This is a genomic window from Microcoleus sp. B4-C2 (assembly GCF_036705265.1).
In the GTDB taxonomy this organism is placed as follows: domain Bacteria; phylum Cyanobacteriota; class Cyanobacteriia; order Cyanobacteriales; family Microcoleaceae; genus Microcoleus.
In genome coordinates, this window is sequence record NZ_JAUBUB010000068.1 from 21209 (window position 1) to 35210 (window position 14002).

Consider the following 14002-nt stretch of genomic DNA (forward strand, 5'->3'; position numbering starts at 1 on the left):
GGAGTATTTTTTACTACTCTTGAGTTAGGAAAAAAAACATGGCAAAAACTCATACTAAAACCGGGCTTTCTGTGGTAGTAAATGTGAGATAGAAAATTTATGAAACTGGTGGAAAAGTAGCTAAGGGATTTAAAGAAACAATAAAAATTATTTTTGATGAATATCTACCAAAATGGAATTATCGTGCAGTTCCGACTATTTAGCAGACCCTAAAGTTATTAAATTTTTATTCCGTGTAATTAAAATTTATTATGTAAAAGTCAAGATAGTTAATTTTATATTATCGCTCTATCCAATGGGTATTTCTAAACCCGGTACGCTATATCTAGTGGTCGTGCGTAAGTCCTGACGCTTCTTGACGAGCTTCCAGTTAATGTTTGCCCAGTCTTGAAGTGGTTCCTTTGTTCCCTACGTACCGCTAAGCATTTTGCAGCCCAGGACTTCATCAACAACTTTTGGAGTCTGCGAAGTGCCTTAATACAGCCTGTTCGGTGGTTCATGAAGTACACTATAAAGCTATATTGTGTGGTGTTAATCCTCCGGGTGCGGCTCGGCGAAATATTGGTCGATAAAACTTACAGATTGACGGGTGTATCAGCACCTTACACGGGCTAGAAGATTGTGTGTACCACATCTACATGGAATATGCTGTATCACCACGATTGGCGGCTTGATAGATTCTTTTCTGCAACTTGAACACAACTATTTCCAGCTTTCGCCAGGGAGTCTTGTTCCATTCATACATCGGTTTTACCGTGCTCATGACTTTTAGATTGCTACTGGAGGTTCTATCTTCCGAGACACCGTGGGTCTGTCTGCATATCTCCCTCGTTACAGGGGATCTTTCGCTTTTGACCCAATCTCTCCTTGCCGTTGCATCCGGGAACGCACCTTCTCTGAAAAATCGACTTTTTCAGAGAGCAAACGGTAGGTTATTTCGTTCCTGTTCGTCTTTGTTTAGAGTTTTTAGGGTGGTACTTTCCAGCGAATTTATTACAGAGTGCTGAGTTGGTCAAGCTAACAATTGCCAACCCTGTGGTACATTGAAGGTAAAGTCCCTTTCTTACCAATCCTTGCCCTTTTGGGACTCAAGCGCGTATCAACCTGTTTCGCTGGTTATCGCTCACGATGGTTCGGATGTACCTTTACTTTCGCTACCGATAAACTCTTGCTCGACGGGATTCTAGAATAGGTTTTCCAGTTACCGTCTTTTCACCCCGCTTTACGAATTGATGGCTAATCGCTACCGTAGGGGTGATGCTTTCACCGCAGCACCAGCGGGATGGGACTTGAACAGTGTTCTCACCCACAAGACGAACAAGTTGTCATCTAACAAGAGATTAAAGTGCGAACTCAATCCATATTGGATTACCTTATTAGAGCCTGAGTTTCCCCCATTTCTGGGTTTCTTCAGAACGAAACGCACGCTAGAACGAGAAATATAGGAAGAAACCGGGGCAACCGGGTTTCTGAGGTTGGCGTGTATCCAGGACACGGCAATGCGATGTCCGGTGTTTAAATTGTTGACAATCGAGCCGATAATTGCTATAGCATAATAGAATCAAAAAGTTAATAGCAAAAGTCTCTAAAAATGCCTTATTTAACAGCAGCAAACGATATCAAAGCACTCATCGCTAAATTTTCCCAAGCTAAAATCCTGTGGGTGGATACAGAAATAGCAGACTATAAATCCAACCCCAGATTATCTCTGATTCAGGTGTTAGCTGACTCCACAGATTCCACGGGAGATGCCACTTTTCTACTAGATGTCTTGGATAAACCAGAATTGACCAAAGATTTCATCAACCAAATCATGGTCAATCCACATATTGAAAAAGTCTTGCACAACGCCAGCTATGACATCAGATTTCTCGGCAATGACGACGCTCAAAATGTCACTTGCACATTCAAAATGGCGACAAAAATTCCCACTTACATCCTGCCATTACCCAACCGAAAACTCAAAACTTTAATAGAAACACTTTGCGGCATTGCTTATGTAGATAAAACAGAACAAAGCGGCGATTGGGCAAAGCGTCCCCTGACCCAGAATCAGCTAGAATATGCCAAGATGGACGCGGTTTATTTAGCTGGAGTGCATCGCCACCTGCTAGAAATTCTTGCCCAATGCTACCCCGAACCAGCAACGGAAAACTTGACAGAATTGGGTGAAAAATATCAGGAAATAGAATCTCGGTGGAAACCGCTAGATTCAGAAATTGCTGAAGTGAAAGAACGCATTAAAGCAGGGATGCTGGCCCAAAAGCTCAAAGACAGTTCTTATTTTGAGCTTTCCAGTTCGATAACGATGAAAGTTGATTTTATGACGCTGGCCAGACTGATGGAAAATGAGGGAATTGAGTTAAATTTTCCGGTGACGCTGACGAAAGAAATTCAAAAACAGTTAGGCAACCTCATCGCTGATCCATCTTTGGAAGTTGAGGATATTGCTAGTTGGCGGTTAAATTATAATGTACAGCAACGGCGGAAATCCACTAAGAAAATTGCGCCGGAACCGGAGAGTGAGGATTTAACAGTATTGGGGGAAAGGTATCAAAAAATTTTGCCTGAATGGAAGTTACTGGATTCAGAAGTTGAGCATTTGAAAGAGCGAATTAAAAAAGCAATGTTGGTGCAAAGCAAGGAAAATACTCCCCATTTTAAGTTATCCAGTTCCTCCATTTTGAAGGTAGATTTTGCTAGATTGGCAAAACTTGCGCTATCTGTGGGAGTTGAGTTAGATTTTATGATGACGCTGACTCAATACATTCAGAAGCGGTTAGGGGAAGCTATTAACAAAATTGATGTGCAAATTGAGTATCTTACGAGTTGGCGGATGACGGCTAAGACTATGGAAGAGGAGGATGATGATGAAATCCCTTTTTAAATACTAAAATATCATGTTTCTTCTCATTTTTACAGCATATTCCATGTAGATGTGGTACACACAATATTCTAGCCCGTGTAAGGTGCTGATACACCCGTCAATCTGTAAGTTTTATCGACCAATATTTCGCCGAGCCGCACCCGGAGGATTAACACCACACAATATAGCTTTATAGTGTACTTCATGAACCACCGAAGAGGCTGTATGTGTTCTCTGGGGTCTGGGAGGGTGAGAAAGAGGTCTAAGAACAAGACCAAATAAGGGTTGCAGCCGAGAGCATCCCAATTTTGTAAATATCTCCTAGGTAGTGCTTTTATGTAAAGGATGGAGAAAATTGAGGCGGTTGAGTCTTCAGCATTGCTAATCGGATTTGGTGATTGTAGTCATGAATAAAATTCCAAATAGCACCAGCCATGATTCTCCAACTTCTTAGAAAACGATAATGTCTTCCTGACTAATCGCGAAATTCGCTGCCTGAGAGTATTATTTAATCGTTCGATGTAACTCGTCAATCCGCTTTCTTTCCCCACAGGCTGATGCCGTGAATGTCGGTAAAACCGCAGCATATGCCTCCCTATGATCGGTATAAATCTTGGCACTGCAGGCGATAGAGACTCGGTAGGGAATCCCATAATGCAAGAGCAGACTTTAAGGAACGGTCTCCAATATGACATCCGTGAACTTCCCGAGTCTTGGCATTCATCGCTAACCAAACCCATTGTTTATTCCCTTTATTGTCTACTTTCATACAATAGTTCATCCATTTGGACGGTGTGTTTTCCGACTTCTTTTGGGATAACTGTAGCCTTGGGTTCTACGGTTCAAGGAGAAGCAACTCAATTTTTGCGCCCGGTGTCGGTGTTTTTGGGTTGCCACTTAGGATTTTCGACTTTCCTGGCGACCACAGTCACGACATTTATGGTGAAAGTTTTCCGCGATGAGTCATACCATTTTTCATCACATCGTCAGAACCACAAGTGGGACAAATCAGATAGGGTTTCATCATGAGACTCCTCAAAAGATTGGCATAGAGCTATTATCCTCTATCCTTTACATAAAATCACTACCGGAAAATCAACAGTTAAATTCATAAAATACTTACAAAATATAAATATCGCAAAATTATCTTGATTTGGGATGGAGCTAGTTATCATAAATATGGAGAACTTAGATACTTTTAATTATAACTAAATGGTGACAATGAACCTGAGAATTTGTCAATTACTTGTATTTTATTTGCTCCCAATGCTCCCCAACAGAATCCCGTTGAAGATATTTGGTTACAAGCTAAAATAAAAACTTTTCAAGAAAGTATTGGTATTTATGTATGCCTTTTAAGCTTGTCAAATTTTTATTTGAGTTTTTTACTAACCAACATAAATTTGATTCCCCCAAAATACGTCAATATATTTACACAAATAAAATCATTTAGGATTGCTCTACATATAGAAAATCATTGAGGATTTCTATCTACTTACTTTTATTCCGATTTTTGACTCAAGCAATTCAGTTAACTCTTTTAAAGTTGCATCATTATTCTCTTCTATTATTTCCACTAAAGTCACTAATTGTTCGCCCTGTTAATTTTGTGAGTGGACTTGCTCCTCGATTCCTAGGAATGATATCTCCTCTGTTTTGGGATCTTTTTAGTATTTTTTGAACAAAAGTCTTGGCTACCTTAAAACGTTCTGCTACTTTTATTATTCAAAGATTTTCTTGTTCTCTCACGTCTATAATTTTTGGGCTAAAGTCTATTGAATTGGGTTGCCGTGATAATTTTTCTCTTAATAGTTTGACTTTACTAAGTACCTCATAGCTATGAAAAACGCTATAGAATCACCGTCGATCGTACTTTTGTTAACCATTTACTCAAAATCCGTGAAGTGAAGCTATCCCGAAGGGAATCGAACAGATATCAGCCTCAACGAAATCTGCTGCATCATCGCCGAGTTTGACGAAAACGAATAGCGGTGTATTATAAACTCTATGATTAGCTATCTCAAAGGCACAGTCGCCGATATCGCCAAAGGCAGCAACCGCGTCATATTGACTCTGGAAGTCAATCACATCGGCTATGAAATCCAAATTTTGCCCCGTGTGACCGGTCAATTGCCAGCATCCGGCGAAGTCGCCCAAATTTTTACCCACCAGCAAGTTAAGGAAGACCAAATCGTATTGTACGGTTTTGGCAGCGCGGCAGAACGCGATTTGTTTCGGCAGTTGACGAGTGTCAGCGGTGTGGGTTCTCAACTGGCGATCGCACTTCTTGATACTTTAGGATTGCAAGATTTAGTCCAGGCGATCGTCGGCGGTAACACCCGCATCCTCGCCAAAACTCCGGGCGTGGGTACAAAAACCGCAGAACGTCTCGCCCTGGAACTCAAAAGCAAACTCTCGGAATGGCGCCAGCAAGCAGGTTTGACAACTTCAGTCGCGGCCGGAGTCCCCCCAGCTATTCAAGAAGAAGTCGAGATGATCCTGCTGGCGATGGGATACACTGGGGCTGAAGTCTTGCAAGCGCTGCAAACCCTCAGTCAAGACAGCACTTTGTCGGCCAAAGGTAATGCCGATGATTGGATACGTGAGGCGATCGCCTATTTGAGCCGATAATTGCCTACAATGATAATCCCCTACAATATCTAGCCGCCGGGAATAAAAACCCTGGACGGGCGGGACGCCCATCCCACAATTTTTTTTCCTGTGGGATGGGCGTCCCGCCCGTCCTAAGTATGTTTGCAATTCAAGTCTATTCTGCTCAAAAAACAAACCCATCCTTAGCAAAAATTTTATCGTTGTTATGCTTCCCCTGTGATAACATTGGAGATCGTGACAATCGTACAAAAAAAACTAAAATCAATTCATGGCTCTTACACAACAGCGCAAACAAGAAATCATGGGCGACTTCCAAACCCATGAAACCGATACCGGTTCAGCAGATGTCCAAGTCGCCATGCTGACCGATCGCATTACCAAACTCAGCGCCCACCTGAAAATCAACCAAAAAGACTTCGCCTCCCGGCGCGGTTTGATGATGATGATCAGCCGCCGCAAGCGCCTGCTGGCATACATCCAAAAGCAAAATGCCGATCGCTACAAAGCATTGATTGCCCGTCTAGGCATTCGCGGCTAAACACCAAAGCCAAAATTTGCGACAATATTCTTTAATCTTGGACAAACACCAAGACTTATTGAAAAATGTTCGAGATTTCAGGTCAGAGATAAAATATGTCCTCCGAACCACCCCGCAAGCGCTTGCCCTTTGAACCGGCAACAAATCGTAAAAAAACGCCTAAAAAGCCCCCAGAACCCCAAGCAAGCATAGCCTTAGAGTCGGATTCTGCCGACAAGCAGCCGAAAGCTAACAAAACCGGAAAACAGGCGCAATCCATCCCAGAAGTAGTCAGCCAACGCATGATATCTCGCATAGCGGTATTCTGCGGCATACCGACAATCCTGGGAATTTCCACATTTTTTGTCAGCTATTTGATAGTCAGCAAAGGCTTGTTTGATCTGCCCAACACAGCAGTATTGCTGGTAAGCATGGGCTGTTTTGGTCTAGGCGTTCTGGGATTAAGCTACGGAGTCCTCTCAGCTTCCTGGGATGAAGAAGTTTCAGGAAGCACTCTGGGGTGGGAAGAATTTAATACCAATTTTGGACGGATGCGAGAAGCGTGGCGCGCCGCGAAGCCAAAAAGTTAGTCATTAGTTATTAGTCATTAGTCATTAGTCATTAGTCAGTAGTCATCGGTGTCAACTTAAGGTTAAACCCAGTCAGAGACTTCTGTTTGACGATTAGCCCCAGATCCCCCCTAGCCCCCCTTAAGAAGGGGGGGACAAGAACTTGCTCAAAGTCCCCCTTCTTAAGGGGGATTTAGGGGGATCGAGGCTTAGGTAAAAACGGGATTTTTCGCATTCCATCCGTGTCATAATTCGTGTCTAGCCCAACTAAAAAGGCAAAAAAAATATGATTATAGTAATGAAAGCCGGCACTCCAGAAGCCGAGATCGATCGCATCGACGAAGAGCTCCGCACTAACTGGGGTTTGATACCAGAAAAAATCGTCGGCCGTTACAAAACCGTCATGGGTTTGGTGGGCGACACCGTTGAACTAGAACCGATGCAACTGCGCGAAATGAGCACCTGGATTGAAGAAGTGCTGCGCGTGGAAAAACCCTACAAACGCGCTTCTCTGGAATATCGCCAAGGAGAAGCCAGCACAGTAGAAGTTGCTACTCCTTTAGGAACTGTGATGATCGGCTTGCATCACCCGATCGCGATCGTAGCAGGCCCTTGCTCGGTCGAAAACGAAGAAATGATTGTCGAAACGGCAATGCGCGTCAAAGCTGCTGGAGCTCATTTTCTGCGCGGTGGAGCCTACAAACCGAGAACTTCCCCCTACGCTTTCCAAGGCCACGGCGAGAGTGCTTTGGGATTGCTAGCTGCGGCGCGGGAAGCTAGCGGTTTGGGAATTATTACGGAAGTTATGGATGCGGCGGACTTAAGTGCGATCGTAGAAGTAGCCGACGTGGTACAAGTCGGGGCGAGAAATATGCAGAATTTCTCACTGTTGAAGAAAGTCGGAGCTCAAGACAAACCTGTTTTGCTGAAGCGCGGCATTTCCGCAACCATTGAAGAATGGTTGATGGCTGCTGAGTATATCATGGCTTCTGGCAATCCGAACGTGATTTTGTGCGAGCGCGGAATTCGCGGGTATGACAGGCAATATACACGGAATACGCTTGATTTGTCGGCAGTACCAGTATTGCGGACTCTGACTCACTTACCGATTATGGTTGACCCCAGTCACGGCACCGGTTGGGCGCAGTTTGTACCGTCAATGGCGTTTGCTTCGATCGCCTCTGGTACAGATTCGCTGATGATTGAAGTGCACCCGAATCCGAAAAAAGCTTTGTCTGACGGGCCGCAATCTTTAACACCGGATCAGTTCGACAAGTTAATGGAAGAATTGGCGGTGATTGGTAAAGTCATGGGACGTTGGCCGCAGCCAGTGCCAGTTTTGGCATAAAAATCGCGGTAATCAGTCAATACGCTTGGGTTAACCCAGATCCCCCCTAACCCCCCTTAAAAAGGGGGGGACAAGAATGTTCTCAAAGTCAACCCCTACTCCCCTTCTTAAGGGGGATTTAGGGGGATCTCCGAGGAATAAATAGTTTTAACGGAACCGTATTGGGTTAAATCCCCGACTTGTTAAAGAAGTCGGGGATTTTGTTATTCGGTTTTTGGAATAGAGGCCCAAGGGCGATCGTACTTCTAGGAAAGTTGGGAAATTTTGTATAATTGATATTTGAATTAATTAGCGAGAGGGCTGGGAGTCATGGTAGGCATCGGAACCAAACTCACTTTAGCAGAATTTCTAGCTTTGCCCGACGGAGATGTATATTGTGAGTTTGTAGATGGTGAAGCAGTTCCTAAAGTGTCTCCAAAATTTTTTCATTCCAGTTTACAGGGAGCTTTGTGTGACCTGATTCGTGTATGGTGTAAAGGACGCGGGCGAGTGCTTCCAGAATGGGCAATTTTGTTAAAACGTCAGGATAAAGATTGGGCACCTGTTCCCGATTTAACGTACATTTCTTATGAACGTCTGCCGAAAAGTTGGCGGCGAAATGAAGCTTGTCCCGCAATTCCTGAACTGGTGATTGAGATTATATCGCCCGATCAAAGTATGAAGGAATTTGAAGAGAAGGCGAAAGATTATTTGGCTGCGGGTGTTCCGCGAGTTTGGGTAATCGATCCAGAGGCTATTTTAATTAGAAGTTTTTTGACCGATGGTTCTAGTCAAGTTTATACGGATAATACACCGATTGTGGATGAGTTGCTGCCTGGTTTGGAGTTGACGACTAGACAGATTTTTCAGGAAGCGGAATTGATTGATTGAGGGCGATCGCTCTGATTTAAAATAGCCTCAATTTGATTTTGTACTTGTTCGAGTTCTCGGCGTTTGTCAGCCAGCCAAACTTTTTGGGCATCGCAATCTGCTTGCTCTCGATCGCACTTTTCCTGCTGTTCTAATAAATTCTCCCACAGCGACATTGCTTGCACGATCGCACCGCTAGCTGCTTCATTTCGCTCGTCAAATACTGCTTTAATTCTTTCTTTTATCTTCTCAAGAATCGACTCCTTAGATTCCTTAAATTTCTGCAACCCTAACTTACAAACTTTTTGCTTGATCTGAGAGTGAATTCCATCTACATCTAGCATCCCCAGCCCAAACGATCCACCTGATGCAGCAGCTAACCCTGCTAAAATAACTGGAATGATACCAACTCCTGCAAACGCCAGCAATGCAGCCGCGACGGCTCCACCAATACCTAAACCACCCAAAAAACCTCCAGCACCTCCAATATCTGAGTTGATTGATGAAGCGATATCTAGTCCATCGATACCAATTCCACCCAGATTTCTTGCGGCGAAGTTATTGAATTGAGTAACAAGGCTAGTGCTAAGTTGCAGATCCAACTGTTGAAAATCTTGTCGAATTGCAGAAATTTCTTCATTAATTTTGCTGTCTAAAATTGCTATTTTTTGTGTCAATATAAACTGCAATTTTTTGGCGCTCCAGTCATCAATATCTTGTGTTAGTTCCTTCACAAATTGATTGGCATAATCTTGGATCAAGTGGTTTTGGCTCAAAATCTGATTCTGCTCTGAAGTCCATTCCTTACTTTTGGTAGCCATGCGATCGTCCAATCCTTCTTGCCACTCATGAAAAGACCGATCGACTTCCTTAGAAGATTGTTTTCTCAGTTCTCCTGCTAATAGTCTAATCTTAACATCGCGGCCGCTTGCTTCCGCCATCTGTTCAAATATTTTCTGTTTATCTCCTTGAGAAACTGTCAAATTTCCTTCTAACATTTCCCTATATTGACTCAATTTATCGCAGCCAGTATTAATAATTTGCTTAATTCCGGCTGCAGATTGGTTAAGTGCGATCGCCCCCCGTTCAACTGTCAAAAACTGTTCGAGAGATTTGGTAAAATCCTGAAAAGATTTCACATACTCATTTTCTGTTCCATCCAAAATAGCATCGAGTGCTGATTTAGCCGAAATAAAATGAATCCGGTTTTCACCAGCAATAATTGATTTTGCCCCATTAACAATTGTTTCTACCATTTCTTTTACATCCTGGCGATCCTCTTCACTCTCCAGCCAATCGAAAAAACTCACTGCAATAAAAATGTTTCTTGCACCTTCATTCTCTTCACCATAATTCAATTCTTTTTTTAAGTACAAAAGCAGTTCTTGTTCTGTCTTTGTTAAAACAGTGTTAGCCTGAGTCAAAAAAATAACTGCATCAGCCGTTTTCAGAACTTGCTGAGTCGCCACTGTGCGTTCCGCTTGTTCGTTCAATCCGGGAGTATCAATAATTTCTACGCCATTGCTGCACAACTCTAATTCGGGATGCTCAAAAACGATTTCTGCGATTTCTGATGGGGCTTTTTCATCTGCAATAGAACCAGAAGCTGCCTTTCTAGAAATAGAAGCTTTCTTTTGATATTCTTCCGGCGAAATCTCTTCCTTATCTCCATTTTTGTAATAACAAACAACCCTGCGCTTCGATCCATATTTCAAAATAGTCACCGTACCGCTACAAGGAGTAGCCCGCACTGGTTGAATTTTCTCGCCCACCAAAGCATTTAGTAAGGTTGATTTGCCTTTACTAAACTCGCCGACGACAACCACGCGAAACCGCTGAGATTGCAATTTGCGAGATATTTTTGTTACTTCTGCTGTTAAAGTAGGAGATAGCACGTTGCGATCGCTTCCATCTTGCAGAGTTAAATATAGTTTTCCACAAACAGCATCCAGTTGTTGTCGGTACAGTTGAAAATTTTTCAACTCCTGATAGGACGAAACTGACTGATTTTGATTTGTTTTGTGTTTCGGTTTTGCTGGTAAATGTCCGATAATGTGACTGGCAGCACGGACAAACATAGAATCGAGAGATTGAAATTGTGCTGGATCGAGTAACCTGTGCACTTCTGCTAAAGCTGCTGTATCTGCGATCGCTTGATTGCTAAAACTAGCTGCTAAAACTGCCAAGTATCGAGAGTCAATTTCCAGTGTGTTACCGATAAGTATTAAATACTCTTTTTCGCTATCGTCCATTGTCCCATCTGCTGCCGACATCTGATAGCCAAAACTAATCAGCAGCAGTTTGTCCTCCTCAGAAAAACACGCTGTCAGCGCCAACAACTCCTGCATTTTTTTGTAAACTTGCTGTTCCCGCACGCCCTTAACCATCGGCACTACCAATGGGCCAAAACTGCTGTTAGGGGGAATAAGTTCCGTCAAAGTGGCCCGCAATCGCTGCGTTTCCTCAGCACTTACCGTACCGTCAGCATGAATGACTCCCAGCAACACCGTCACCAGCCCCCCCAGAAAAAGCACAGGCGGAGTAATATCTTCTTTTCGGAGTTTTTGCCCTGTCAGCAGCGAAACAAGCTCAATTGTTTGGGGACTAATTAACGAATTATTCATTGGCAGCGCCTAATAATATTTCTTTTATTAAATGGATCATAATAGATCAGTTGTTGTGTTGGTTTATACCAGGGTAAAAATTTATGATGAACTTTGTATTTCCCGCAGCGGTACAGGCTGCGATCGAGGCTGGCAAGTATGTACAAGTTTTTACATCTGCCGGAGTGCCGATCGGCATGGCGAGGGATGCAGCGACGGGACAGTTTGTGGCTCATGCGGTTGGCGCGATCGTCAACAATAGCCCGCTAGCGCCCTTAGTGTTGCCCGTGCAGCTTGTCATGAGTGGCTTGCAGATGTACCAAAACTATAAGGGCGTTGAAGCCGTCAAAGCTGATTTGGAGGTGCAGAGGCAGCAAATTCACATGGGCTTTCAAGCCGTCCAAGCCAGTATGGGAGTGCTGCAAGCGACAACAGCCGTCATTGGTGTGGGAACTTTCGCCGGGGTAGCCTTGTCGGCGGTGAATTTGCACCAGACTTTGAAACTAAAAAAAGCAGTAGAAAGGCTGGAAGTTAAAGTAGAAAATGGTTTCATCAATTTAGAACAACTTTTGAAAGGCCAAGGCGCCGAAATTAAGCAATTAATTTCCGAAGTGGTTGCAGATATAAAATTTGAGAACCATCGCCTAGTCTTAGTGCGGGCTTACGGGTTATTTAATCAAGCAATTCAACGAATGCGATCGGCTTTGCAACTGCAAGATATCAACCGCCGCAATGCTGAAATTGATGCGGCGCGGGGGATGCTGTTTGAGGCTTTAGCTGATTACAGAAATCCGCAGTTGTTGTCAGAAACCTGTGCGGCGGGACAGTTGCGGCGGTTAGAGTGCAGTTGGACGATCGAACAAAGTATTATTGCGACTTATCAGGTGCAAAATGAGTATGGGGCTGCGGGCGATCGTATTTCTCAACTTCAACAACAAATCCGTCAAGATAGCCTCGGTATTATACACTGTTGTGACTCAGACGAAGAGCTTGACTTTCTTTTTCCTGAAATTACGTGCATTCACGATCGCGATTTAGTTTTATTAGAGACTTGGCAAAATCAGATTGAATGGATGAAAGCTTTACCGCCAAGTGAATTAAAACAGTTGCAAAGTGCTGATTTTAGTAAATCTGACTCTGCTGTTAAGGTGGAGAAAAACTCAGCCGCAACAGCTTTAGCAATCCCAGAGGAACAGTTATTTTATGAAAATTTGAAGCCGAAGTCTCATTTTTACGCGCTTCGCACTCAACTGGAATGGATGCTCGATCAGGAGCGACGTGAAGAGTATGAAGATTATATCATTGAACAAGGGGAACTAGGGGGTCATAAAAGTTTAGTATCGTCGAATTTGGAAAAAGCCTCTGATTTGGCTGTGGCTAATCTATTTTGGTACTTCAAAGTCCGGGATGAATCCGAAGAGGAATTAGAATTAGATTCTGATGAAACTACGAATAATACTGCTACTGCTACCGTTGTTGCAGAATCTTTCCCAAGCGATAAGGTTAAGCAGCAAATTTATGAAAAAGTCAAAGCCGTTGTTGCCAAGCAACTAGAATTTGAGGCAAGTAAAGTCACCATAAACGCTAATTTTGCCAAGGATTTAGGAGCCGATTCTCTCGATGCAGTAGAGCTAATTATGGCCATTGAGGAGGAATTCGACATTGAAATTCCCGATGAAGCTGCGGAGAACATAGAAACAGTTCAACAGGCTGTTGATTACATTTACAAAAAAGTTGCTGTTTAAAAAGCAAAGACAGTAACCAAGTTCAAATTCCTTAAACAGAAGAAAGCACTAGAAAGACTTCAAGCTTTCATGTGATACCAACTCAGCAGAGCGATCGGTGTAAGGACACAACCAAAGCCCGTGTCCCTACCAAAAATTGTACGACCAATGTCATTATTATTACAACAAACATCAAAAAAAATGAAGTCTAAATCAGTTACCCAAATCAGCGGGATTCCCGGTCAATTAGTCGGTGCAGTTCCCGTCCGAACCAGCGGTACAGGAACTCTTAAAATTGTTGGGGACACCTTACAAGGAAATTTTATAGCCTTTCTCGGAAAGATGAGGTATAATGTTACTGACACTCACTCAGGAGGATAAAGCAGAGAATATCAGAGCAAACGAACTATAATTACATGGTTACGCACAAGCCACGCGAAAGCGATAGCATACATAATAGCATTTTTTTGACAGCACGAGCTGCTTGACTCACAAAAAGTAAATTTGTACTCCTCTTCATACATTGTTAAAAATGAAAGCTTATTCGATTGATTTTAGGCAAAAAATCCTTGATACTTATCATACTGAACCGATTTCACAAAAAGCAATAGCTAAGCGTTTTTCTGTAGCCCTGAGTTTCGTACAAAAATTGTTTAAACAATATCGTGAAACAAAAAACATTACTCCGAGAACTGACCGATGTGGAGTCAAAGGCAAACTTAATGCGGATCACCTACTCATCTTGGCGGAATTGATTGAAGCAAATAATGATGCAACTCTTGAAGAACTCCGTCCCAAACTTTATGGGAAAATTGGATTTTCCGTTAGTAGAGCAACCAGAAGTGTTGAACGCTTATTGATAGAATTCTGAAAATAGACATACGAATCCTATAAAATGCTGATTTCAGCAATT

Annotated in this window: 12 protein-coding genes and 1 pseudogene; 9 read left to right on the forward strand and 4 right to left on the reverse strand. The window is 43.0% G+C overall.

From position 1 onward, the window contains the following. Positions 1-305: 305 nt before the first annotated feature. Positions 306-500, reverse strand: coding sequence for a reverse transcriptase N-terminal domain-containing protein (locus tag QUB20_RS19200; protein WP_333244196.1), 195 nt, complete (start codon positions 498-500; stop codon positions 306-308). A 134-nt stretch (positions 501-634) separates the two neighbouring features. Further along, complete coding sequence (locus QUB20_RS19205) at positions 635-763, reverse strand: reverse transcriptase N-terminal domain-containing protein (RefSeq protein WP_445299418.1); 129 nt, start codon at positions 761-763, stop codon at positions 635-637. Between the two features lie 828 nt (positions 764-1591). On the opposite strand from QUB20_RS19205, the gene QUB20_RS19210 reads away from it, so the two are divergent. After that, positions 1592-2887, forward strand: a complete 1296-nt coding sequence (locus QUB20_RS19210) for a ribonuclease D (protein WP_333248419.1) — start codon at positions 1592-1594, stop codon at positions 2885-2887. Positions 2888-3200: 313 nt separating this feature from the next. Here QUB20_RS19210 and QUB20_RS19215 read toward each other — a convergent pair. Continuing rightward, a pseudogene (locus tag QUB20_RS19215) lies at positions 3201-3893 on the reverse strand (IS1 family transposase). 980 nt (positions 3894-4873) lie between these two features. Here QUB20_RS19215 and ruvA point away from each other — a divergent pair. From ruvA to QUB20_RS19240, 5 genes are all read left to right on the forward strand, one after another. Next, positions 4874-5497 (forward strand): Holliday junction branch migration protein RuvA, encoded by a 624-nt coding sequence (ruvA, locus tag QUB20_RS19220; RefSeq protein ID WP_333248421.1) that lies wholly within the window; start codon positions 4874-4876, stop codon positions 5495-5497. 250 nt (positions 5498-5747) lie between these two features. Continuing rightward, positions 5748-6017, forward strand: coding sequence for a 30S ribosomal protein S15 (rpsO, locus tag QUB20_RS19225; RefSeq protein WP_015174482.1), 270 nt, complete (start codon positions 5748-5750; stop codon positions 6015-6017). A gap of 95 nt (positions 6018-6112) precedes the next feature. Further along, positions 6113-6586 carry a PAM68 family protein gene (locus QUB20_RS19230; protein WP_333058252.1) on the forward strand — a complete coding sequence of 158 codons (474 nt, stop codon included), beginning with the start codon at positions 6113-6115 and terminating at the stop codon, positions 6584-6586. Between the two features lie 265 nt (positions 6587-6851). Beyond that, positions 6852-7913, forward strand: a complete 1062-nt coding sequence (aroF, locus tag QUB20_RS19235; RefSeq protein ID WP_333248423.1) for a 3-deoxy-7-phosphoheptulonate synthase — start codon at positions 6852-6854, stop codon at positions 7911-7913. A gap of 309 nt (positions 7914-8222) precedes the next feature. Continuing rightward, on the forward strand, positions 8223-8783 hold the full coding sequence (locus QUB20_RS19240) for a Uma2 family endonuclease (RefSeq protein WP_333244183.1): 561 nt from the start codon (positions 8223-8225) through the stop codon (positions 8781-8783). Here QUB20_RS19240 and QUB20_RS19245 read toward each other — a convergent pair. Further along, entirely contained in the window at positions 8759-11386 is a 2628-nt protein-coding gene (locus QUB20_RS19245; protein ID WP_333248426.1) for a dynamin family protein, read from the reverse strand. The two genes, QUB20_RS19240 and QUB20_RS19245, sit on opposite strands and share 25 nt — an antisense overlap. 1493 nt (positions 11387-12879) lie before the next feature. Between QUB20_RS19245 and acpP the strand changes: the two genes are divergently transcribed. The 3 genes from acpP (at position 12880) to QUB20_RS19260 (ending at position 13960) form a co-directional block, all read left to right on the forward strand. Then, positions 12880-13110 (forward strand): acyl carrier protein, encoded by a 231-nt coding sequence (gene acpP, locus QUB20_RS19250; protein ID WP_333248431.1) that lies wholly within the window; start codon positions 12880-12882, stop codon positions 13108-13110. A 180-nt stretch (positions 13111-13290) separates the two neighbouring features. Then, on the forward strand, positions 13291-13470 hold the full coding sequence (locus QUB20_RS19255) for a hypothetical protein (protein ID WP_333248427.1): 180 nt from the start codon (positions 13291-13293) through the stop codon (positions 13468-13470). A gap of 151 nt (positions 13471-13621) precedes the next feature. After that, positions 13622-13960, forward strand: coding sequence for a hypothetical protein (locus QUB20_RS19260; protein ID WP_333248429.1), 339 nt, complete (start codon positions 13622-13624; stop codon positions 13958-13960). Positions 13961-14002: the final 42 nt, after the last annotated feature.